The sequence below is a fragment of the Acetobacterium wieringae genome, assembly GCF_026646375.1.
In the GTDB taxonomy this organism is placed as follows: Bacteria; Bacillota; Clostridia; order Eubacteriales; family Eubacteriaceae; genus Acetobacterium; species Acetobacterium wieringae_A.
The window spans coordinates 17,648-41,469 of record NZ_JAIPPU010000020.1 but is presented as its reverse complement, the minus strand read 5'-3'; the positions used below and the strand labels follow the sequence as shown (position 1 = coordinate 41,469).

Here is a 23,822-nt window from a genome sequence, read left to right as displayed (position 1 = left end):
ATGAATAACAAAAATCCAGAAAGGTTGGGAGGGAAATAAATGTGATGAATAATATAACGGAATTAAAGACGATGGTTCAGATAGAAGTAAATGAGGAAACACCTTGTTTACTGGCAAAAACAAAACCGCTGGTTGATATTTTAAATGAGATTCAACCCAATGATTACTGGCATACGGATTATTTTCATGCCCCATTTAACGAAAAAGACATGAAGCCGATCCTGATTAAAGGTCTGCACTACCTGGAAAGATTTCAAAAACACTACATAAAACGCTGTTACGAGGAAAAAATAATAGCCCCTTACTACACACGGGATATGATGGGACGTCAGTTTATGATGGCCTGTAAAGCTCTGATGGCCATTGAAACCGGCCAATATAAAGATGCATACCATCGTTTATGGTATTGCGTTTCGGGACACGGAATCTATCATATGGATTCATGCATCAATTTAAACGAGTATTTAATCTATCGTTCTTTAATCAGTTGTTTTATTCAATCACTGATCAATCATGAAAAGTTGATTAAAAAGGAAAAATCTGAAAAAATAAATGGTCGGAAATGGAAAGATAATCTTGTTTCCTCGGGAAACAAAATGCAAACAGGAAACAGCTAAAAAAGCAGATCGATTAATTTGGCTAAAGCGATTAAAAAAAGAAATTGAGCGAAAGGAAGTAAAAATAAATATGCTTGAATGTGTTATAATGAAGCTTAAAAAGGGGTAATGCAATGTGTGTTATTCTTGATGATCACGGGTCAACGAAGGAATCACTTCAGTTTTTTTCTGATCATATTGACGATTTTAAACCAGTAAAAAAGTTGGTCGTCTTTCGTGATAGCGAAAATTTCATTTTTACTGAATATGCAATGAAGCGATTAAATGTAAATATGGTTCTTGAAAACTGGAGTGGCGACCAGATGCATTTGAAAAATCTAAACTGTGGCTACTATGGTGATGGCCCAGGAGGAACGATTGAAGTAATATCAAAAATGGGAATTACGGACTTGAAAAGTTTTGAATATAACCACTTAGGACATCCAGGTATCGAGATTTTATTCCGGGAGGATGGAACAGTTAAGGATATAATCAATTCACAAAATGCGATTTTTTATTATCATCAGACACGAGAATATAATGAAGTTCGACTGGGTCGGAAATACATACTTGTAAATACGATTTCTCAAAAAATTTATATCCGAAACCCTCAAAAGACATGTGCTAAAGGGCTATTAACTTTGATCGATCACTCTGAATTTGAATCCATGGAATATTGGTTGGGAGATGAAAGTCCGCTTGAAGATCGCTTCAGAGCAAGTGATTATTTTGAAGGAGTAAATCAGTATAATGAGCTAACCTTTGGTGCTGACGAAGTCAATCTAGTGCTGAATGGCAAAAATTATAAGATTTGTTGTCTGGTTATTAAAAGTGAGCTAATCGATTTAATAAATTCTATCTGGCTTTATCTTAACGGAAATAAAATAATCCAGGATCATATCACTTTTAAAAAAAATAATTTTTACGATGTTAAATCAGGAGTCAGCTTTTTCGAAAAAATTGGTTGGAGTATTGGTTCAAAATTATCTAAAAACTGTGTTTACAGAAAAATTTTAAAATGTGATGAGATGAATAGAAGGTGGGGAAATCATGACGGATCAGAAATATAATGGAACTTATCAAGTGATCGAAGAAACAAAGGATCGAAGCCAAAAAGAAAAATACTGGAATATCGGTTTTGGACTGAATAAAATCGATCAGCTAAACCCTTCCGAATATCTGACCAATGAATTACTGCCGGATCATTTCAATGGGAAGCTTTCTTATCAGGAAGTGGAAAATGCCCTGGTCAATCATTATCAGACCTTACCGGAAAATGACCAGGTAAAGGGCGAGCGAGAATGCGACATTGTATCGACACGGATCGCTTCTCTGCTGGATAACGCCGGGTTTGTTCTAAGTCCGGTATCGCTTAAGGGCATTCATCGGTATCTCTTTGAAAAGATTCTGCCAGCGGAATGGGTCGGGACTTTCAGGGAGAAAAATATCTATAAAAAAGAGCCGGTTCTAGGTGGTGAGAGCGTTTCTTATGCCAACTATTTCATGATTGAAGATACCCTGGCCTATGATTTTGAGACAGAAAAAAAGAAAAATTACGTCAACATGGACAATCAACAAAAGATCAGAAGCATAAGCAGCTTTACTTCTTCCATCTGGCAGGTGCATCCCTTCCGGGAAGGAAACACCCGAACGGTGGCGGTATTTATGGTTCAGTATTTAAACGGCTTGGGTTTTCAGGTGAATAATGATCCTTTTGAAGAAAATGCGCTTTATTTCAGAAATGCCCTGGTTCGGGCCAATTATAGCAATCAAGTAAAAAACATCAGTCATACCGATGTCTATCTGGTTAAGTTCTTTGAGAATCTGCTCTTTGATCAGGATCACCCACTGCTCAATCAGGAAATGCAGCTTATTTCTGAAGATGAAAAAGAAAATGACTGGGAGCCGGAAATGTAGTTTTGTTTCCCGAGGAAACAAAATTAGAACAGGAAACAGCTTAGAAATAAAATATTGGGATTAACAGAAGGGAACAATTTACGGATTGTTCTTTTTTTATTGATTAAAAAGAAGGAGTGAAACCATGGAAATGTTATTGATCGGTTTTGGATTAATCACGGTAGTTGAAGGGTATCTCATTGTTAAGCAGCGTAGACTGCTGGATAAAAAGGAGCTGATGATTAACCGGTTGGAAACAGGGATTGAAAAAAGAAAACAGCCTGCTGGATAAATGTTTCCGATGGGAAAGAAATTTGTCGGCAATAAAAATAAATTTAAAAATATTGCAATTAAACCTTGACAGGAAGTTGATTATGGTGTATTCTGATATAATTTTTAGATGATGAAAGAGAGAGGTAAAATGATGAAAACAAATGGTGCAGCTTTAACCACCTGGTTGGCAAAAACAACGTTGAAACAGCGGATCGTTCTTGGTATTGGCGGAGTTCTGATGACTGGCATGATTGGCCTTGGCATTTATACAATTTTACCCAATAATACAGATACCTGGCAGTCCACTGCAAATGAAAAAACAGTGAAGGTACAGGATATCAATACCGAAAAGACAACGGCCGTAACCACCACCCCGGTAGAAAGCAAGGTCGTCGAAGCCCAAACCGTCACCAATGATAACAGCACCGTGGTCGAAAGCAATGTGACCACCGTTAATACCCCGGCAATTGCATCAGAGCCGGTCTACACCAGTGAAGAAACCGGTGGACATTATGAAGCTCCCCAGGACACCTATGTTGAGCCTGCTTATGAAGAACCAGCCTATGAAGCGCCGGCAGCGGAAAGCAGCGGTGGCGGATGGAATGGTGATTTAGGGGCGACACCGATTGATAGCAGTGGTGGCGAGAATGGTGGAACATTTGTCGGTAATTAATTTAATATAAGAAGCAAAAGGACAATTTACGGATTGTTCTTTTTTTATGCAGAAAATAAGGAGGAATGAATGGACGTGCGTATAAAAAGTCGCCTAAAGCCACTCTGGTTGCTGGCGTTGATTGCATTACTGACAGGTTTTTTGTGGGGAATGACACCCATGATCGCCCGGGCTGAAGATAATTCCAGTACCGTTCCCGGAAACCCGACCTATACCGAAGATGCCTTCTACTACAGCGATCAATATATGTGGAAGGTATCCTTATTCGTGGCCAAGTCGGATACGGTCAATAAGGATTCTTCCAACATGAATGAGTTTTACCGGATCGGCAATCAGGCTGTTTACATTTCACCAGTTAACAACTGGAATGGTTGGGCAGCTGGTTCCCGGCCTTCGAATATCTCCGGATTATTCTTTTCCAAGGAAAATAAAGTGGATACCTTGATGGAGCTGCAAAATAAAGGCGGGGATGTCAGTGCTCTGGATCCGGTGCAGCTTGCTTCAGGTGGTGGTGTCTATATCATGACAGATTCTGAGGTGCCATATGTTCCTCAACTAAGTGATGGTGATATTTATGATAATGGTGTTATTTATGGGGATTCAGTTGGAAATATTACAAAGGTAGCCCATTATTTCAGTGATCCTTACAAAATATTTGGCTTATTAAATTATTATGCCGGAAAACAAGGAACGACTAGAGAAGAATTAGTTAAAAATCTGGAGTTTACCATTGATGGCGAAACCCGGACCGGTTGGAACCCTGAAGGGATTTTACCAAATGTAATCAATGACAATCCCACCAATCAGGTGGAATGGCTGATCGTTTATGAGCCGGTGAGTATCGTTTATGTGAAGGATACCGCCCATCCGGGATCCTATTATGGTTATGCCTTATCAGCCACTGATTTTGCAGTTTCTCAGATCAAGCATCAGATGGACTGGCGATACGATGAAACCCGGTGGACAGCCTGGGCCGGACAACAGCCGGATGCCTGGAAGCCCAACGCCAACCGGCAGCACGTCTCCAGGTTGGCCTTTTTATTGATGGGAAACTCAGTCATTACCAATAGCACCTGGTATGGGTTGGCAGCCGGCTCCGGGGTAGACCAGAACGCTGCCATTCCTTTTAATCGCTGGTTCAGCGATCAACAGGTCAAATACGGCGGTTGGGGCATGGCTCGGGCACTTAAGCCAGCTGAATACAATAAGCCCCGGGATAACGATTTTCGGCCCAATACGGATGTTATTTTAAGTACGCCGGTTTACTCCAATATCAATGCCACCCCCGGGAGTGAGCTGACGGTGACGTACAAGATCAACGGGGAAGTGATCGGTACCGATTCACTGGTGGCTCCGATGAAAACCGAGTCCTACAGTTATTTAAAATGGCATACCCCGGACGTTAGTACAGTAACCAGTTATGATCTGGAAATGTCGATTTCACCTTATCCGGAGGGTACCATCAATTGTGGTGGGAATGAGTACACCCATCGGACGCTGACGATCCGGCCACTGGAGGAAAGCACCCCACCGGATCCGAAGGTGGGAGATACGATGCCAACCGATCTGCCGGCCAACCTGGTACCGCCAACCAGTGTACCCGGGGAAGATACGGCTGATGAAACGGTGGCGCCGGTGATCAAATCGGTCAAGGCCGTCACAGAAGCACCTTACTATAAGAATGAAACGGTCAAAATTGAAGTGGTGACCAATCGAGCCACCAAGAATCTGACCTTTACCAATACGGATAGTGGCGTCGGGAAACAATTTGGATCCGATTCCCTGGGTGACGGGATGCTGATCAGTCGGTCGGTGAATGAGCTTTCAAATGAAATCGTCTGGACGATTGAGTTTGTTCCGGCCAATCTGGGAACCAATCATTATGCGTTTAAATCCATCAATGCTGCTGCCGGCGAAAGCGAAGTGTATGCATTTGATGTGGAGGTCGTGGTGGATCCGGATCTCCCGGTTATCTATGATGTACTGATCAATCCGGTACAGGCTGTATATACCTTATACGAGGAAGTGGTTAAAACACCACTAACCTATGAGGTTTACTTTAATACCAACGGCGGGAATGAAATGGGTGCCCAGAGCGCCGAATATAACACCCTGCTGACGGAGCCGGGCCAACCGACCCGGGAAGGATATTCGTTTATAGGATGGTTTAAAGATCCTGGTTTTGCTTACCCCTGGAATTTTGAATCGGATCGGATTATGGGGGTCACCACACTCTATGCGAAGTGGGAAATAAACACCTATTTAGTCCATTTTGATCCCCAGGGAGGTTCAGATGCCTTCAGCCCGATTACGGCGGAATATGGGGCAAATATCGAGGAACCAGCACCTATTCCAACTCGCAGCAACTATACGTTTCTGGGTTGGTATAAGGATATCGGATGCAATACGCCGTGGAACTTTACCGAAGACACCATCACCGGCGATACGACCCTTTATGGGAAGTGGGATGCTACGGCCTTAACAGTTACATTTGATTCCCAGGGCGGAAGTGTGGTTGGTTCAATCAGTGCTGATTACAATATGATGATCACCAGCCCAAGCGACCCATTCAAGCCGGGCTTCACTTTTAAAGGCTGGTATCAGGACGCAGCGTGTAACACCGTTTGGACATTTGCCAGTGATCGGGTGCAGTCTGATTTAACGCTGTTTGCCAAGTGGGATGTTAATCTGTATACGGTGAGCTTTGATTCCCTGGGCGGGAGTGACGTGCCGGCACAGACAGCACAGAATGAGTCGGTCACACCAAAGCCAGTTGATCCGATCCGAAGCGGATATTCCTTCGGTGGTTGGTTTAAGGAAGATGCCTGCATAAATCCCTGGGATTTTGGGGTTGATACAGTCACCCGGGATACGACCCTATTTGCCTTATGGACAGCGGATGAAGCAGCGATTGAATTTGTCACCAATAACGGTACCGACGTACCCAAAATGGTTGGTGCCACGGATCGGGAAATTCTCGATACCAGTATGCCGATCACTGTCCGGGACGGATATACCTTTAATGGCTGGTTTGCCAGTGCTGATTTCAGTGGGGATGTTGTTACTGCACTCCCTGATAAGTATCCCATGGGTACGACGATTTATTACGCCAAGTGGACAGCAGACCCGGCTTTTATTGAGTTTGTGACCAATGGCGGTAGTGATGTTGCGACAATGACCGGTGTTACGGATCAGGCGATAGCACCGACAACCATGCCGGCAACGAGCCGAGTCGGGTATACGTTCTCCGGGTGGTTTGCGGAAGCTGACTTTAGTGGGACAGAAGTAACGGCCTTAACGGGGAAATATCCAATTGGGACGACGACTTATCACGCCAAATGGACGCCGAATCCGGCAGCGATAGAGTTTATCGTCAACGGTGGCAGCGCCGTTACTAACATGACTGGTGTAACGGATCAGGTCATTGCAGATACGACGATGCCGACAACAACCCGTGCCGGCTATACCTTTTCTGGTTGGTATCAGGAACCCGATTTCAGTGGGACAAAAGTGACTGCCTTACCAGGGCAATATCCGATTGGCATGACGACTTATTACGCCAAATGGACGCCCGATCCGGCCCATATTGAGTTTAATGTCAATGGTGGTAGTGATGTAACCACGATGACTGGGGTCACTGATCAGGTAATAGCACCGACGACAATGCCGACAACGAGCCGTGCCGGTTATATTTTTTCCGGTTGGTATCGGGAATCTGATTTTAGTGGAACGGAAGTAACGGCCTTACCAGGGCAATATCCAATTGGCACCACAACCTATTATGCCAAATGGACACCGAATCCAGCATCGATAGAGTTTGTTGTGAATGGTGGAAGTCCAGCCAGTACGATAAACGGTGTAACGGATCAGGCTATTGCAGATACGACGATGCCAACGACATCAAAAACCGGGTATACTTTTGAGAATTGGTATGAAAATGCCGATTTCAGCGGAGATCCGGTTACCGTATTACCGAGTGCATTTCCCGTGGGTACTAAAACCTACTATGCCAAATGGACTCCGATAAAATATGCAGTAAGCTTTGATTCTCAAAGTGGCAGCGCAGTGGATTCCCAGATGGTCGATTATGACACCCTGGCAGTATCACCAGCATCACCGACGCAAGCTGGATATACATTTATGGGTTGGTTCCAGGAGAGTAGCTGTACAACACCATGGAATTTCGCAACCGATAAGATCACACAGGATGTTACTTTATATGCTGGTTGGAAGCTGGGAATTCCGGATGCAAGTGTTCCGCTGGAATATTGGAGCTGGGAGCAGATTGATCAGGTGGCTGAATTGGGTCTGGGAGAGTCTTACTTTGATGTGGGAGAAGAAAAAAACATCACACTCAGCACCGGCGAAATCCTGACGCTTCAGATTTATGGGTTTAACCATGATCAACTGGCTGATGGAACGGGTAACAAGACGAATATTACGTTTGGTTTGAAGAATTTGATGGATTCTAAACGGGATATGATCAAAGCACAGTCACCAAAATCATGGCCAAATACGAATACCTACACGTGGTTAAGTGCTTCTTTAAAAAATCAATTACCAGAAAGTCTTTTAGTCATATTAAAAACGGTGAATAAGCTATCGCATTATCGAAATAGTGGAGTGACATATGAGATAGTGACACCTGATACTTTGTTTTTATTTTCAGAATCAGAATTGACAGGAAAAAGTGACAAATCTTTTGGACCGTATATTGAAGGTGAAGGCAAACAGTATCAAATTTTTAACGGAGTGACTGATTATAGAAAATTTATTGATGAAAATTGGTCTAAGACATCAAATGCTGGGTATGGCGATAATTGGTATCTAAGATCGATAGGGTCTAATTATCAAACATTTAACTTTGTTGCTGGGATGAGCGGTAACGTTTCTGATAATTATCCAATAGGTGATTCATTATTAGCTGGTATCAACTTCGGCTTTGCCATCGGCAACGCCCCCACCAATACTTATACCGTCACCTACAATAGCAACGGAGGTAGTGCCGTATCTAACGGCACCGGAACGCTTAACCAGCTCATCACAGCCCCAACCGCCCCGACTAAAACAAATATGACCTTCGGTGGCTGGTATAAAGATGCTGGATTGACCGAAAAATGGGATTTTGAGACAGATAAGATCACTGGTGCCACAACCTTGTATGCGAAGTGGCAGGCAGCAATTACCTTTGACAGCCAGGGCGGGTCGGTGGTTGCACCAGTTGTTACGGACACCTATAAGACTTTCTCAGCTCCGGCATCACCTTCCAAAGATGGTTGGGTGTTCAAAGGCTGGTTTAAAGAAGCTGGTTGCCTTTCTGCCTGGAACTTTGCTGTAGATCAGCCAACGGAAAATCGAACATTATATGCGAAGTGGGAAGCAGGATTGCCGGATGCATCGGTTCCGCTAGAGAATTGGTCATGGGATCAGATAAACCAGGTGGCGGTGTTGGGGAAGGCGCAGGATTATTTTGAGGTCGGTGAAACTAAGAATATCGTGGTGAATGGGGAGACCTTGACATTACAGATATATGGTTTTAACCATGATACGCTGGCAGATGGGACGGGTAATAAGACGAATATCACGTTTGGGTTGAAGAACTTAACCAGTACACAACGGTATATGAATCCAAACACAGTAATGAATGATTATGGCTGGAATGGATGTGATTTACGTGGATGGTTAAATGGTTGTTATACTTTGCTATCAACAGGATCATATTCATCAGAAAGCAATTCATTATTTAGTCAATTACCTATTGAGTTAAAAAGCAAGATTCAGTACGTGAAAAAAGACACTTCTGGTGGTTACAATAATCAAACAATTGTCGCTTCAACAGATAGGCTTTTTTTGTTTAGTGAAATAGAAGTATTTGGCAATAACAATAATTCTATAATGGGAGAAGGTCAAAAGTATAAAATATTTGATAACGCTTCTAATCGAAATAAAGGATGGTGGTATTTAAGATCTGCTTATGCAACGAGTAATACAAGTTTTTGTGGTTTAGATGGCAGCGGTAATCCTTATTGGTATTTCATGTACAACCAAAAGATGAATATTAACTTTGGCTTCGCCATCGGCAACGCCTCCACCAACACTTACACCGTCAATTTCGATTCACAAGGCGGTTCAGCAGTTGCCTCAACGACAGCAACTCTCAACACAACAATCACCGCACCAACAGCACCAACCAAAGCGAATGCGATTTTTGATGGGTGGTATAAGGATGCTGGTTGTACACTGAGCTGGAATTTTGCCAGTGATAAGGTAACCGGGGCTACAACGCTTTATGCGAAGTGGAAAACATTGCCGGCAGCTGGGCAACCGTTGAGTTCCTATACATGGGAACAAATTGGGATGATTGCAGATGAAGGTCTTGGGGATGTTTACTGGGATGTTGGTGATACGAAAGATTTAACGATTACTGGTACCAATGAAGTAATTACAATGCAGATTTATGGATTTGACCATGACGATTTGAGTGATGGCAATGGGAAGGCCAATATTACTTTTGGTATGAAAAATGTAATGCGTTGGAGTAATGCCTATAATACATATTTGTATCCAAATAATAATGGTGGTTGGAAGAATTGTACTATCAGAGCTAGATTAAATGGTATCGCAACCTTATATCAAGAAATTGATTACGCAGGTACATATTATAATCAATCAATATTCTACAATTTGCCTACAGCTGTTAAATCCAATATCAAGGAAGTTAAAAAATATTCTTCAAATGGAACGGGAAGTTTGTATACAACCAATGACAAATTGTTCTTATTTAGCGAAAAAGAGGTAACAGGTGGAAATACTGGCAGTTTAAATGGTGAAGGTGAACGATACGAGATATTCACAAACACGAGTTCAATGATTAAAGCAAATCCGGAAGTAAGTATTGGAAATTGCTTTTGGTTATTGAGATCACCTACTGAGAATTATTCAAATCATCTTGGTGTTATAACACCTTATGGTAGTTATTCATCGATGAGCAGTGGAGATGCTTATACATCTTTTGGTTTTTGTATGGGAAAAGCTAGAGATATTCCATTGGCCGGTACGGCATTAAAAGACTGTTCATGGCAACAGATTGCAAATGTTGCAAATGCCGGAAAAGGAGACGAATACTGGAATATTGGTGATACTAAAAACATTACGCTTTCAACCAATGAGATTTTGACCATGCAGATTTATGATTTTGATCACGACAATAAAAGTGATGGAAGCGGAAAGGCTGGAATAACGTTTGGAACGAAGAATTTGATGGGAACTCAGCAGAAAATGCGAACTGCTAATTCTAATACCGGTGGCTGGACAAATACGAATTTGAGAACATTGTTGAATGATACTGTGCTAACTAGTATGCCTGCTGATTTAAAAGAAGTAATAAAAACTGTAAATAAATTGACAACGCAAGGTGGAACAATATCAACAGCTGTTGCTACGGCTGACAAATTATTTTTGTTATCAGAGGTTGAAACCGGCTTGAATGTGCAGTCTTATAGCGGAGAAGGTACAAAATATTCGATATTTTCTGATGATTTATCCCGGTCAAAATCATTAAGTAATGGGTCAGGGCTAGAATCTGTTTACTGGTTGAGATCGCCTAAATCAAACCAGACCGCAAACTATTGTGTGATAGCAGAAGACGGCTATAGCGCTAGTCACTTACCAACATATGAGCATGGTGTGTGTTTTGCATTTTGTGTTTAGAATCTATTAATCCAGGAGGGATAAATGAATAATCGTTTAGTTGAATAGAGGGGAACGAACCATCTCAAAATTGTGATACCACGGGTTGATGGCGCTCAAAGATCGTAATCATTACGGTATAACGGCTGTTGCAAACATTGGGGTATTTTTCCAAGCAAATGGAGCTGATTTTATTTAGCAATCGCTTTTGGCTTCAAAATCTAGATAATAAAATCCAAACATTTTATGGAGTGATCAAAAAGGAATTATTGTGATCACTCCACTTTAATTTCAGAAAGGAGATATACATGAATAGTAAACGTACTATCCTTCTTGTTTCCATGGCTATCTTACTCAGCATGCCGATTTTCTCCGCAGATGTCCATGCTGAAGGTGCCAAGGCGTTTATCGGCACAGCTGGTACATCAGGAGATAATATCACCATTACGATCAGCTCCAATAAGGATGTGGATCAGATCCTGATTAACTCTGGGACGGGTGAGTTTCTTTTAACCCCACAAACCGAGTACAGTGATGAGCAGTTAAAAGGAAATAACCAGGTAATGGATTTAAATGGTGATCTTCAAGTTAATAGTGAAGATTACGACATCTTAAAGGCCCATGTTGATGGTGGCTGCAAGGATTACACCGCCAGGGAGCGGTGTCCCCATTGCGGAGCAACGGACGTGAATGATGATGGCGTCATCGATCATAAAGACCTTGAAATGCTGCAAAGCCATCTTGATGGAAACTGCCAGCTGGCGGACTGTTATTTTCATGGTACCCGGATTAATCGTAAAAATGATCCGAATGATCCAACTCGGTATATTTGGTCATTTTCCTATACCCCGACAATACGGGGAACCGATCACATGAGCTTTAAGCCACAGTCAATAACATCAACCGGCTTACGCACCGGCGAGCAAAAAGACTTGTCGGTCAAGGCCGAAGAATTTAAAAACCCGGAGATCATTCGTGCCAGCGTCTTTCCCAATCAGAATAAATACCTGATTAATACACCGGTTAAGGTCTATGCGGTTACACCGCTTGAAACGGATCAGGTCATCTTTAAAACCAACAGTGCCACCTTTATAGTCAATACTCCGGAATCCATTGATTATATAAAAGCTGAAAAAACCTGGAGTAAAACCTATAATCCGGGAACTGCCGGCAATGAAAATATTAAAATTACCGGTCAGGGACAACAGGCAGGAGGTACCTATCTGGATAGTGCGGTGTCGGTTGACTTTACCAAGCGGATCGTCGATCCCCAGGTATTGAGTACATCCAACAGTGTCCAAACCCACTCCTATTCATGGACAACCTCCAGTACCGATGCCGATGGGAAGGTGACAACCACCACCCATACCTACTACTGGTATACCATAACGGTTATGGCCACAGCCAACGCCGATACCGAGTATGTGGTATTTAACACCCCGGGAGGAGCGGTTACTGACAACAGTTATTCAGCTTCCGGCAGCAATCGGATTTTTTCAACCTCCTGGGACAGCACCAACAGCGGAGAGAGTGCATCGGCATCGGCCTATTGCTATATCAGTGAAAAACCGGTGATTAAAAACAAGTATCAGGTCAATTTTGATCCGCAAAGCGGTAGCCAGATAACCCCGATTACCACTGAGTATGATACCTTGATCACCAGGCCGGCGGATCCGGTTCGTTACGGCTATTCGTTTTCCGGATGGTACAAGGAAGCCCGATGTATCAATGCCTTTGATTTCAATCGTGACAAGATCCGGGGAACAACCACTCTTTTTGCCAAGTGGACAATCAATGATTACCAAGTCGTCTTTGACTCCCAGGGAGGCAGCGCATGTGCTTCGGTAATGACGAAATATGAGTCAACCATCAACCCACCAACTCAGCCGGCCCGAAACAATTTCGTGTTTGGAGGATGGTTCCGGGATACGAGTTTTACCAATCCCTGGAATTTTACAACCGACAAAGTTCAGGGGGACACAACACTTTATGCCAAATGGATCCCGGTCGTTTATAAAGTCACCTTTAATACCAAAGGCGGAAATGAAATCCCGGCAATCGGGGTAAATTATGACAGCACCTTGCCGGCAATTAGCCAACCGGTGCTCACCGGCTATTCATTTTCCGGTTGGTTTAAGGACAGCGGGTGTACCCAGGCATGGAACCTCGCCGGTGATCAGGTTACCGGGCCAGTGACGCTTTACGCAAAATGGTCAATCAATCAGTATCAGATCAACTTTGATTCCATGGGGGGCAGCTCAGTGGATCCGATTGTAACGAATTATAAAACCCTGATAACACCGCCCGATCCGCCAAGTCGTGACGGATTTACCTTTGTGGGCTGGTACAAGGATTTCGGGTGTACCAATCCCTGGCGGTTTGATGCCTATCCGGTATATGAAGATACGAAGCTGTATGCCAAATGGAAAGCGGATTGATTTCTTTTTCAATCACCAAGGAGGATAAAATGAATACAATGAAGCGGTTAAGCAGGGTTTTTGCCCTGCTTTATTTATTGGGATGGTTTATATTGCCAACCCCGGTTTTTGCTCACGATACCATAACAACCAATCAGATCACGGCGATTCAGGACTCGGAAAAGACCTTTACCATCACGGTTGGCCAGCTGAATGCAGCCAACGGTATTGCCGGTCTGACCTGTAAGGTCTGGAGTGCAGCCGGAAGCCAGGATGATGTGAAGACCGAAGCAATGATACAAAATGGCGATGGTTCTTATACCTATACTGTCGACATGGAAAAGGATCATAGTATTGAGGATGTGGCCAAGGTTAAGCATTATGACAAGGGCATGTATTACATTGAAATTTATGGAGTGGATAACGGCGGAGTGACCGGACTGGTGGATTCCACCTATCTTGTGATCCGATCCGATGCCAATGAATGGAAGCGCCACAGCTATGATGGCTCAAACTTTCATGTAGATACCTATCGTGCGATCCTGACAGTAACGCCAGAGATTAAAAACGGAACCCAGGAAGCCAATAGCGGGGCCAGTTTTAAATCCGGTTATGGTTATGCCCTGAATTTAAGCACAACCGTTGCCAGTAACGCCGATGTGAAAGCGGATCAGTGGTTAGCCGGGGCACAGAATGCCAGTACGGTTTTTCCGGAGTTTAATTTTAAAACCGGGGTCACGACTAACGGCAGCTTTAATCAGTTTAATCGCCTGTCCGACTGCATGGGGATTACAAATAACAGCAATCTGTCAAACTCGATGCTGGAATTAAAAACAAATCCGTTCTCGGCCAGCAGTGCCCGGGTGCATTTTACCCCGCTCTGGTTTCCGGATAATACGGAATACACGGTTTATTCAGAGATATTCGATGCCTGGACGCCGGGGGGGATGCTGGGGACTGCAACCACCAACAGCGTCAACATCAACGGAACCGTTTATGACGATTGGCAGGTTAATAATAAAAAATAAGGGGGTGCCGGTGAGAAGCAAAGAAAATGTACTCCTGTCCATAAAACCGGAGTATGCAAATGAGATTATGGACGGAAATAAGCACTATGAATACCGCAAACGGATTTTTAGAAAACCGGTCAATACCATTGTCATGTACGTGACCAGGCCGGTGGGCCTCATTACGGGGGAGTTTACCATTAAACGGATTATGGTTGATACACCGGAAAATATATGGTTGAAAACAGAAGCTTATGCAGGGATTAAAAAGAAGGATTTCGATGCCTATTTTAAGGGTCATGACAAAGCTTATGCCATTGAAATGGCGGATGTGATGGCGTATCATACCCCGATTAATCCATTTAAGGTATGGAACCATTTTGTACCACCGCAGTCATTTCGGTACATCTAAAAAAAGGGAATGTGATAAAAAAATAATTTATGGAGGGTGAGGATGAAGATAGGAACAGCAAACGACGGAAGTAAGGGGATATGTCATAGAAACCAGGTTTTTAAAGTAGGGCAAACAGTAAAAACAACCGGAACGGGACTCGATGGTGATAAATTTGATAAACACAAAAAGGTGTCAAAGCCGGGAATTGTTCTGGGCTGTTATGATTTCTTTGTCCTGGTGCAATTGCAGCATTCTAAAAAGTGTTTCTTTTATAATGAGCTGGAGGTCATTTCGATAAATGAATACCAGGATATGAGCATGAAGAAATTAAAAAATCCAATCAAGGGGCTGCACCATGGGGCGCATTAATGAAGAATATCATCGCTTTGTCGCACTGCCTTTTGTGAATGAGACATTAAAAATGGAAGTGTGTGATAAAGATCGGTGGTTATTCTATCTGGATCGAGATAATCAGAGTGTACCTTATGTAGTGATTGAAAAAGAAAAGAAAGATGATCGGGTTATTCGAACGACTCGGGATTTGATGGACGTGGAAGCGCATTTATTTTCAAACGAAAAGAATGCGCTTATTTTTATGAATAATTTTAAAGGAGAATAAAAATGGCGAATGGACAAAATCAAAGTTTGAGTGTTGGTATGGATCAGATTTTACAGCTGGGTGAGGTAACGGCCCGGATACTCTATGCCATTGTGGAATCAGAAAAAGCAAAAATGATAAAGCAGGCAGCCGGGGTGGGGCAAACAGCTGAAAAGCCTGCTGTGGGTGAAAATGGGGACGATACGAGTGCAGTCAAGTCTGAAAACCAGGTGGTTGCTGAAAATAGCAACCTTATTGATACTGATCTTCTTAACAAGCTGGATAGCGCATTTAATGAGTTTCTGCTGGTCAGCCGGCAAGTGATTAATCAAACCCTGGAACCGGTGATTGATTTAAAAAATATGGAGCAGCTGATTGACCCCAATCCGATCACCCGGGAGGAAAAAAAGTTGGCCAAAGAGATCAATGCGCTGGATCAGGCCGTGGAGCGCACCAGTAAAAGTCTGGAGCAGTTTTCCAAAGCTGCTAAGGATAGTCGGATTCCCCGGCGCACGGTGATCCGTTCCCTGGGTGAGAAGATGATCCAGCTGGATGATAAACGTATTGCAGTGGCCCAGGGGATCGAAAACTATTTTTCCAACATGACCAACCGGGCACGGATTGGTTTTGCCACCTGGATGGTCAATCAGTTTGATGGGATCAACAGCCGGTTTGAACAGATCAAAAATGTGGCCAATCAACAGATTGATGAGATTAATCGGGCCGAGAAAAATAACCCGGTTCGGGAAGCAGCAAGCGAGACCGTGGCAAATAGTCAAACGAATACCCTATCAATGGACTCCAATTCGCCGGAAATCGATAAAATCAGAGATTTGCTGCTTACCATGGAAAACACCATGTCGGATCTGATGCGGGCCATTCATGCGATTAATCAATCGCCCTCAGAAACCCGAACGGTCAGCAATGATGCCAATCCCATCATCACCAGCGAAGCAGCCAAGACCCAGGAAAATGATGAAGTAATAAAGGGGGATCAGGTATTGACTGATGCTTCGGTAACGGATCGGATCTATCATGTTGATGAGTATGGACTGATGCTTTTGGATCTTCACGACGGGTTCGATGCCGATCCCCAAAAACTGGCGGATTTCATCCAGTTTTCGACCCGGTTTCAGCAATATACCACCAAAAATCAGCAATTGATCTTTGCTCAGAATGCCAATGCCATTCAGGTAGCCAACATTCAGGATTTATTGGAAAAGGGGATACAGGTTAAGGAAGGTGTAGATCCGATAAAAGTCTTTGTTCCCAATGATGCAAAAGAAGGCCCACGGTTTGTGATGGGGTCGATTTATGATATTACTCAAACCGATTGGCCGGAAAACGACTATCCGATGATAAAAATCGGTGAGGACATGGTCGAAAATCAAAGTTTAACGGCTGGGATACTGGAATATTGCCAGGCGACGATTAAACCCAATTATGATGGTTTGGAAGGTCAACTTGAAGCCCAGGGGGTGGCTCTGATGCTGTTGGCCCACAATAACCTCAAAGCACCCGGAGAATTAAACGAAAAACTCAAAAAAACCTATCAGGCGTATCGGGAAACACTTCAAGGCTCCCCAAGCGATCAGCAGAAACGACTGGATGCGACCTTTAAATCCATGAATAAAACATTTCAGGATCATGTGGCGGAGTTGGATCAGTATTTAAGTCATCAACCGGTAACACCGGAAGAAAGCAGCCTGAAACGGGAACTGGAGGAATGGCAGGAAGAAACCTGGGAGCCGGAAATGTAATCCTGTTTCCCGAGGAAACAAAAAAATTAAGTAACGCCTGTTTCCCGAGGAAACAAAAATAGCAAAACGAATCCTGTTTCCCCGGGAAACAAAAATAGAAAGGATATGAAGACGAAATGGATAAAATCATCCCCCTTATTATTTGTTGTGCGGGTATTATCGCACTGATTGTGATGAACATCTGGAATAAAAAAAATAAGACGGTTCAGTTCAAAGGAAAGAAGAAGGAGCCGGAGCATAACAGCGTTCACGATTTTATTAACGTGAAAGACATTAAAGGAAATTTTCTTTATACCAAAGATAATAAAATCTGTGCCTATTACCGGGTGGATGCCATCTCTCTGGATTTACTGTCACAGAGTGAAAAACGCTCATTATGTAAGCAGCTGTGTGTGCAGATGGCGCCGGAATCATCCTGGCGCTTTCTTTCCGTGGAAAGGCCGGTTGATATTTTTCCGCTGGTGGAAGAATACTCCCGGATCTGGACTCAAACCACCGAGCCGGTGGTCAAGGATATTTTAGGTAAGGAAATGCTGGAGATGCATCACTTTGCCGAATCCGGCGAAATCGTTCAGCGTCAGTTCTATTTCATCATCTGGGAAGAATACGAAGATGGTATTGAACGGGATTTCCTCAAGCGGATCACCGATATTGAAAGCCGGCTGGCCAGTGGAACAATCACCGGTGAGATTTTAAAGCAGCAGGAAATTGTTAGACTGTGTAATCTGATTAATAACCCGGCCTATTGTCATCTGGAAGATATGGAATACGGAACTCAGATTACAACGATTATGGATTTATATAAAAACAGTCATGAAAGTCAATTCGTGGCAGCAGATCAAATGCAGGAGGTCGCATATGCGTAAGCACGAGAAACCAAAAGAAAGTCGGAAAGCACGGATTAAAGCCGAAAAACCGGTGAAGGACAAAGCGCCTAAAAAAGAACGGCGGTCACTTTTTGGGAATAGTGAGGAAAGTCAACCGGAACAGCCCAAGCGGGGATCTAAATTTGGGCGATCAAAAAAAGCAGCAATTACTGAAAATAAATCCCTGATGAATATTATTTCGCCCATCAACATGGAAATCAAGCCCAATGAATTGTGGATTGGCGAATACCTGGCCCGGGTGTATGGCGTGATCCAATATCCGGCGCACCGGGATTATGGGTGGTTGGGGAAACTGTCCAATATCCCCGGAACAGTCTTCTCCATTGAGTTTGATAAAATTGAGAATGCCGATTTTATTAATAATCTTAACAAGTCCGTTAATCAGCATCGGGAAAAAGCCCAGGAAGCCAATGGAAAAGATGCCCTGGCCGAGATGAATGCAATCAAGCGAGAGGAAGACTCAATCAAAATGCTCAAAAACATTGAGTTTGAACAGGAAGTGGTTGGCAGTGTGGGGATATCGGTTATGCCCATGGCCAATGACCGGGAAGTATTCAATAAGATGTGCCGAAAAGTGCAAAGCACCTTTTTAATGGAAAAAACAAAGATTCGATCCTTTCCTTATTTGCAGAAAGAAGGCTTTCGCAATCTTTTTCCAGCCTGCACCCAGGAAAAGAACGTCCAGCAGATCATTAAAACGGTCATGCCTATTTCATCCGTTCTGGGGGGCTTCCCTTTTGCCAGTTGTGGCTACAACGATCAGGAAGGGTTTCTGTATGGCAGGGACTCCACTGGAGGTCGAGTTTGTCTGAATCTCTGGAAGCGTGGTAAAGATCGCACCAACTCCAGTGTGGTGGTGCTGGGTGATGTGGGATCCGGAAAATCAACGGTTATCAAAAACATTGCTCTGATGGAGTACGCCCTGGGAACCCGGATCATTTTTATCGATCCCGAGCGGGAATACCAGGACTTATGCCGAAACCTGGGTGGTGATTGGATCAACGCCGGCGGGGATGGTAAGCACCTGATCAATCCCCTTCAAATTTTACCGTTGGAAGAAGATTTATATCTTGAGAAGGACGATGAAACAGGGAAAGATACCCAAAAAGAAAAGGATGCTCGTAAGTTTGGAGCCATGGCCCTTCACTTAAAAACGCTGGACGTCTTTTTTTCGTTGTATTTCAAAGATCTGACTGATATTACCCGAGCATTACTGAAGGACGCAGTCATTACCCTTTATAATCGCTTCAATATCTTTTGGGATACGGATGTGACCACCATGAAAAACTCCGATTTTCCGACCTTCAGGGATCTGTATGATTTATTGATTGAATTGGAAGAAGGCGAACAGGAACGGGGTATTAGCGAAAAAGCGTATACGGATTATCGGGATCTGGCCATTATCTTTAAGGATCTGGCCATTGGTGGGGATTCCTTCCTGTGGTCGGGTTACACATCCCTAAAATCGGATGCCCGGTGTGTGTGTCTGGATACCTTTGATCTAAACAACTCATCGGACACCATCAAGTCCACCCAGTATTTCAACCTGTTATCCTGGGCCTGGCAGGAAATGAGTCGGGATCGTCATGAGCGGATTCTTTTGGTTTGTGATGAATCCTATCTGATGATTGATGAACGGGTGCCGCAATCGCTGATATTTCTCAGAAATGCCATGAAGCGCTGCCGAAAATATGAGGCTGGCATTATGATTATTTCTCATGCGGTTGAGGATTTCTTAAACCCCAGCATTAAAATGTATGGCCAGGCGCTGCTGGATCAGCCCTGTTACAAGATTATGCTGGGAACCACCGGACAGAACCTTCAGGACTTGAAAAAACTCTATTTTTTAACCGAAGCCGAGCAGGAAGTCTTAACTGCCAAGCTCAGAGGAAAGGGACTCTTTATCATCGGTCGGGATCGGATCAGTATGTCCTTTGATGTGGCCGATTACAAATTTAAGTATTTTGGGGATCGGGGTGGTCGGTAGTCATGGCGATTCCAGTCATTGCCAAAGCAGCGACCGCAGTTGCATCGGACAAGAAATTAAGAAACATCGTCCTGGGAATACTGGCCGGGTTATTGGGGATGATCTTAGGACTGGTTTTAACCCTAGTATACATTCTGTCTACCCCCATCACCATGCTGACCAGTATCATTACCAATCCGGATATCCTGGCAGTTGTGCTGCAATTAAAAACCGAGTATCAATATTTATTACCGGGAAAAGCCAATGGCAATGGCCAGTTTGCCTGGCCACTGGATGCCGAATACAAACTGGATCGATCTGATGAAACAAACCTGTTCGGTGAACGGGTACATCCGATTTATGGTGATGTGCGGATGCATACCGGGATTGATATTCAAGCACCCGATGGCTCGAATTGCTATGCCATTGGTGACGGAACCGTTGTTTATGCCGGGATGAACGGCGGTTGGGGGAATACCATTATTTTAAATGTCGGAAAGGCCAAAGACGGGAAGGAAATCACCGCTTTCTACTGTCACTTAACGTCCGGATCCTGGTCAATTAATGCCGGCGATATGGTCAAACGGGGACAACAGATTGCCCTGACTGGTGCAACTGGCAGCACCCAGGGGGGACACATCCATTTTGAAATAAAAGCCGACGGTGAATATGTGGATCCGATGCTTTACATTTCCGATAGTGACGCTGCACTGTCTGGTGAAATTGATTTAAGCAAAGCAGAAATGGTAAATGCTCAGATCACGGCCTATTGTGATTATGGAACCACATCTTCCGGGACGACCACTACCGCCAACCGGACAGTTGCCGGTTATCCCAGTCTGGAATCAGGTACCCGGATTTATATTCCTGTCCGGGCCGATCAGCCAAACGGCGGGGTCTATGTGGTCGAAGATCGTGGGGGTGCTGTGGATGAAGAACGGAAGGTTATCGATATGTGGTTGCCGACCGAAGCGGAATGTCTCTCATGGGGTCGGCAATATGTGCCGATTTATGTTATACAGGAAGATAGTGCCACTAAAAAGCAAAGGATTGTTGATTTAGGGGGCTATGATTTCAGATAAGTAATTTTAAGAATAGAAAGAGGTAAAAGAATGAAAAAAGTGGAAACCAACAAGACCAAGGAAGCGAAAAGCTTCAGAGATGATATTCTCAAGTTTATGCAGACCCTCAATGGTGTAGATGATGAAAACTTAACCCCGGAAGAAGCCGAAATTCTCCGGGAATCCGTTGAGGAATTTGCATCGCAGTTCATTTATTTCCGAGAGTCCTATACCCAGAAAAATTCCCATATCCGGCACATTTCGGTGCTGATGGAAGATATCCGGGAGCTGGTTGGGGAGTCCGGAGAAAAATACGAAGAAGCTGAGGATCTGGAAGAATCCAATACGATTCTCTTTAATGCGGTTAATGAGGTCATCGGCAAGCTTAGTGAGGTGGAAAAAAATCTGGAAGAAGCTGAAAAAGAAGAAAGTGAATTCAAACGGATCGAGAGCATTGAGCGGATGTTCGTACAGGCAAACCTGAGTGTCCAGGGATCAGAAGAAACCATCAAAAAAATGGCAGATCAGATCAAAGATCAAATGGTGACGTTCCGGGAAGGCGTCGAGAGTAATGATCTTCAGCTGGCGATTATTGAAAAAAACACCATCGACTTTAAGCAGCAGTGCGATACCATCATTAAAACTTTTGAGTCGTTCAGTCAGCATTTTGACGAATCCAGAGAAGTCTCCCAAAAGAAGCTCGATGAGCTTTTTACAAATCTGGTCGAACAGGTTAATCAGACCAAGACCGATATCGTGGGAGAACGGGAAAAAGAACTGGATGCACTCACTGGCAAGTATAACGAGGCTCTGGATAAAATCGAGACAAAGAGTGATGAAGCCCTGGGAAAAATGGAAGGTTTAATGGAGCGAGTCAATACACTCTTATTTGCCGAAGGCTTTAAACAGCTCTTTTTTATGATTGGTGGTGGGTTCTCCATCATCAATTTTATCATGTTAATTGTACTGATATTCACGAAATAGGAGGAAAGAATCATGCTTTTATATGTAACCAGTAACCAGAACAATGGGATTTTTGATTTTCTGAAAAAGGAAAACGGGATGCCGATTAAAAAGTTCATCGGGGATTATGAACTTGCAGCCTTTGTGGAGAATGATCTCAGTAAATTTGCATCCTATCGCTATCTGGCGGTGGATCTGGAGTGTTTGCTTGATATTCCAGAGGGTCTATTTAAGGCAATACACGCCATTCAGGATTGGTTTGAACAGCGACTGATCATCTTTGCCCGGGAGATCACCCCGGAGCTGAAACAGGAGCTATTGAATCGGGAAGTCTATAATATCATTACCGGCGATCCCAGGGAATTTGAAGCCCAGATTCTAAAGGCAGTCAGTCGAACCGGGATCACCTACCAGGATCAGCTGCTAAATGATGAGATTCATGAAGCAGTGGCAATTGAGCAGCCGTCGATTGCAGAAATCATTAAAAGGCCGGTTGTTATCGATGACCAACCGCTGACTGAAATGCCCTTTATTGAGGCAGTTATAGCGGATCCAATGGAGCCGGAAGCACAAACGGAACCGAAGGAACAGTTTATATTTGTTGCCGGCTCCCAGCGCCGGACCGGTACCACCACCACGGCCATCCAGTTGGCCAACTATCTGGCTAATCAGGGAAAAATGGTGGCTTACATGGAAGCCAATGATCACAATCATCTCAAATCAATTATTGAAGCTTACCGCATGAAAAAAGAAGAAATCGAGGATGGGGAATGGCATCAGACCAAGGGGGTCGACTATTTCTATCGGAATGGCCTGGTCATGAAAACCTATGATTACATCATCTTTGATGTGGGGGTTTTGAATGAAGATGTGATTGAACCCTTTAGTCAGGGGCACATTAAAATTTTGTGTGGTGCTGGCAAGTGCTTTGAACGGGCAGCTTTAAATCAGGCATTGGCACACTACCAGAAGGATGAGCTGGAGGAAATCAACCTGTTATTAAATTTCACTGCCCCGGAAGAAGAAGCGACACTTAAAACCTTCTTCCCAACGGCAAAGTTTAGTCAGTATGCTCCCAATATCATGGGATGGCACGCTAATAAAGAATTGTTCAGACAGTTATTGAAAAGAAATGAGCAGGGGGTTTCGTAATGACAGCAGCCGTTAAAAAAGGGGACTTCATCCGAACCGATGGAGCCGATCAGACGGTGGTTTTGGATGTGCAGGGCAGTGATGCCCTGCTTTTTACTGGGACTCAGTTTATCAAAGCTCATGGCATCCAGATGATTGAAGGTAAATTGATCTGGGATTTCGGGAATTATTATCAGTCGATTGATCAGATACCAAAAAACTATGAAAACCTGGGTTTCCAGGATCTCAAACAGGATTTGGCCAGCATGAAGCAGACCAATGAAGCGGAAATGATTAAGGCGCTGCTGGTTGTTGAAAATCGTTTTGAGGGAACGGATCTTTTGAATCACATCCATGAGCGGTTTGAAAATGAGGGCTTTAATCTGCTAAATGATGGTTTTGATCGGGTTCATGCGGAGCTGACCCGGGAAGAAGACTATGAGCTTGACGAAGACTGGGAGCCGGAAATATAAAGGTAATCTGTTTCCCGAGGAAACAGAAAATCGGAGTG

At 43.7% G+C, this 23,822-nt stretch carries 18 protein-coding genes; all 18 read left to right on the top strand.

Going from position 1 to position 23,822, the window contains the following annotated elements:
* Nucleotides 1-44: 44 nt before the first annotated feature.
* The 18 genes from Q7P33_RS15725 (at nt 45) to Q7P33_RS15640 (ending at nt 23,784) form a co-directional block, all read left to right on the top strand.
* Nucleotides 45-617, top strand: a complete 573-nt coding sequence (locus tag Q7P33_RS15725; protein ID WP_303871692.1) for a hypothetical protein — start codon at nt 45-47, stop codon at nt 615-617.
* A gap of 113 nt (nt 618-730) precedes the next feature.
* Complete coding sequence (locus Q7P33_RS15720; RefSeq protein WP_303871691.1) at nt 731-1,666, top strand: hypothetical protein; 936 nt, start codon at nt 731-733, stop codon at nt 1,664-1,666.
* Nucleotides 1,647-2,513 carry a Fic family protein gene (locus Q7P33_RS15715; RefSeq protein WP_303871690.1) on the top strand — a complete coding sequence of 289 codons (867 nt, stop codon included), beginning with the start codon at nt 1,647-1,649 and terminating at the stop codon, nt 2,511-2,513. Before Q7P33_RS15720 ends, Q7P33_RS15715 begins: the two co-directional genes overlap by 20 nt.
* Nucleotides 2,514-2,637: 124 nt before the next feature.
* Complete coding sequence (locus tag Q7P33_RS15710; RefSeq protein ID WP_303871689.1) at nt 2,638-2,784, top strand: hypothetical protein; 147 nt, start codon at nt 2,638-2,640, stop codon at nt 2,782-2,784.
* Nucleotides 2,785-2,913: 129 nt separating this feature from the next.
* Nucleotides 2,914-3,438 (top strand): hypothetical protein, encoded by a 525-nt coding sequence (locus tag Q7P33_RS15705; RefSeq protein WP_303871688.1) that lies wholly within the window; start codon nt 2,914-2,916, stop codon nt 3,436-3,438.
* A 69-nt stretch (nt 3,439-3,507) separates the two neighbouring features.
* A complete protein-coding gene (locus Q7P33_RS15700) occupies nt 3,508-11,148 on the top strand; it encodes an InlB B-repeat-containing protein (RefSeq protein ID WP_303871687.1) in 7,641 nt (2,546 codons plus the stop codon).
* Nucleotides 11,149-11,435: 287 nt separating this feature from the next.
* Nucleotides 11,436-13,565, top strand: a complete 2,130-nt coding sequence (locus tag Q7P33_RS15695) for an InlB B-repeat-containing protein (RefSeq protein WP_303871686.1) — start codon at nt 11,436-11,438, stop codon at nt 13,563-13,565.
* Nucleotides 13,566-13,594: 29 nt separating this feature from the next.
* The gene (locus Q7P33_RS15690) at nt 13,595-14,572 is read left to right on the top strand and encodes a GBS Bsp-like repeat-containing protein (protein ID WP_303871685.1); all 978 of its coding nucleotides are present in this window, start codon (nt 13,595-13,597) and stop codon (nt 14,570-14,572) included.
* Nucleotides 14,573-14,582: 10 nt separating this feature from the next.
* Nucleotides 14,583-14,963, top strand: a complete 381-nt coding sequence (locus Q7P33_RS15685) for an ASCH domain-containing protein (RefSeq protein ID WP_303871684.1) — start codon at nt 14,583-14,585, stop codon at nt 14,961-14,963.
* Between the two features lie 42 nt (nt 14,964-15,005).
* On the top strand, nt 15,006-15,314 hold the full coding sequence (locus Q7P33_RS15680; protein ID WP_303871683.1) for a hypothetical protein: 309 nt from the start codon (nt 15,006-15,008) through the stop codon (nt 15,312-15,314).
* The gene (locus Q7P33_RS15675; RefSeq protein WP_303871682.1) at nt 15,301-15,564 is read left to right on the top strand and encodes a hypothetical protein; all 264 of its coding nucleotides are present in this window, start codon (nt 15,301-15,303) and stop codon (nt 15,562-15,564) included. The genes Q7P33_RS15680 and Q7P33_RS15675 overlap by 14 nt, the downstream gene beginning before the upstream one ends.
* Nucleotides 15,565-15,566: 2 nt before the next feature.
* A complete protein-coding gene (locus Q7P33_RS15670) occupies nt 15,567-17,303 on the top strand; it encodes a hypothetical protein (RefSeq protein ID WP_303871681.1) in 1,737 nt (578 codons plus the stop codon).
* Between the two features lie 116 nt (nt 17,304-17,419).
* Nucleotides 17,420-18,169 carry a hypothetical protein gene (locus Q7P33_RS15665; RefSeq protein WP_303871680.1) on the top strand — a complete coding sequence of 250 codons (750 nt, stop codon included), beginning with the start codon at nt 17,420-17,422 and terminating at the stop codon, nt 18,167-18,169.
* Nucleotides 18,162-20,177, top strand: a complete 2,016-nt coding sequence (locus Q7P33_RS15660; protein WP_303871679.1) for a VirB4 family type IV secretion system protein — start codon at nt 18,162-18,164, stop codon at nt 20,175-20,177. The genes Q7P33_RS15665 and Q7P33_RS15660 overlap by 8 nt, the downstream gene beginning before the upstream one ends.
* Before the next feature lie 2 nt (nt 20,178-20,179).
* Nucleotides 20,180-21,238 (top strand): peptidoglycan DD-metalloendopeptidase family protein, encoded by a 1,059-nt coding sequence (locus Q7P33_RS15655; RefSeq protein ID WP_303871678.1) that lies wholly within the window; start codon nt 20,180-20,182, stop codon nt 21,236-21,238.
* Nucleotides 21,239-21,268: 30 nt separating this feature from the next.
* Nucleotides 21,269-22,201, top strand: a complete 933-nt coding sequence (locus tag Q7P33_RS15650; protein WP_303871677.1) for a hypothetical protein — start codon at nt 21,269-21,271, stop codon at nt 22,199-22,201.
* 12 nt (nt 22,202-22,213) lie between these two features.
* Nucleotides 22,214-23,332: a hypothetical protein gene (locus Q7P33_RS15645; protein ID WP_303871676.1), complete on the top strand. Its 1,119-nt coding sequence runs from the start codon at nt 22,214-22,216 to the stop codon at nt 23,330-23,332.
* On the top strand, nt 23,332-23,784 hold the full coding sequence (locus tag Q7P33_RS15640) for a hypothetical protein (protein WP_303871675.1): 453 nt from the start codon (nt 23,332-23,334) through the stop codon (nt 23,782-23,784). The genes Q7P33_RS15645 and Q7P33_RS15640 overlap by 1 nt, the downstream gene beginning before the upstream one ends.
* The last annotated feature ends 38 nt before the right edge of the window (nt 23,785-23,822 follow it).

Coding starts and splice junctions, on each gene's coding strand:
- Q7P33_RS15725 (WP_303871692.1), top strand. CDS start 45: ATGAATAATATAACGGAATTAAAGACGATGGTTCAGATAGAAGTAAAT.
- Q7P33_RS15720 (WP_303871691.1), top strand. CDS start 731: ATGTGTGTTATTCTTGATGATCACGGGTCAACGAAGGAATCACTTCAG.
- Q7P33_RS15715 (WP_303871690.1), top strand. CDS start 1,647: ATGACGGATCAGAAATATAATGGAACTTATCAAGTGATCGAAGAAACA.
- Q7P33_RS15710 (WP_303871689.1), top strand. CDS start 2,638: ATGGAAATGTTATTGATCGGTTTTGGATTAATCACGGTAGTTGAAGGG.
- Q7P33_RS15705 (WP_303871688.1), top strand. CDS start 2,914: ATGATGAAAACAAATGGTGCAGCTTTAACCACCTGGTTGGCAAAAACA.
- Q7P33_RS15700 (WP_303871687.1), top strand. CDS start 3,508: ATGGACGTGCGTATAAAAAGTCGCCTAAAGCCACTCTGGTTGCTGGCG.
- Q7P33_RS15695 (WP_303871686.1), top strand. CDS start 11,436: ATGAATAGTAAACGTACTATCCTTCTTGTTTCCATGGCTATCTTACTC.
- Q7P33_RS15690 (WP_303871685.1), top strand. CDS start 13,595: ATGAATACAATGAAGCGGTTAAGCAGGGTTTTTGCCCTGCTTTATTTA.
- Q7P33_RS15680 (WP_303871683.1), top strand. CDS start 15,006: ATGAAGATAGGAACAGCAAACGACGGAAGTAAGGGGATATGTCATAGA.
- Q7P33_RS15675 (WP_303871682.1), top strand. CDS start 15,301: ATGGGGCGCATTAATGAAGAATATCATCGCTTTGTCGCACTGCCTTTT.
- Q7P33_RS15670 (WP_303871681.1), top strand. CDS start 15,567: ATGGCGAATGGACAAAATCAAAGTTTGAGTGTTGGTATGGATCAGATT.
- Q7P33_RS15665 (WP_303871680.1), top strand. CDS start 17,420: ATGGATAAAATCATCCCCCTTATTATTTGTTGTGCGGGTATTATCGCA.
- Q7P33_RS15660 (WP_303871679.1), top strand. CDS start 18,162: ATGCGTAAGCACGAGAAACCAAAAGAAAGTCGGAAAGCACGGATTAAA.
- Q7P33_RS15655 (WP_303871678.1), top strand. CDS start 20,180: ATGGCGATTCCAGTCATTGCCAAAGCAGCGACCGCAGTTGCATCGGAC.
- Q7P33_RS15650 (WP_303871677.1), top strand. CDS start 21,269: ATGAAAAAAGTGGAAACCAACAAGACCAAGGAAGCGAAAAGCTTCAGA.
- Q7P33_RS15645 (WP_303871676.1), top strand. CDS start 22,214: ATGCTTTTATATGTAACCAGTAACCAGAACAATGGGATTTTTGATTTT.
- Q7P33_RS15640 (WP_303871675.1), top strand. CDS start 23,332: ATGACAGCAGCCGTTAAAAAAGGGGACTTCATCCGAACCGATGGAGCC.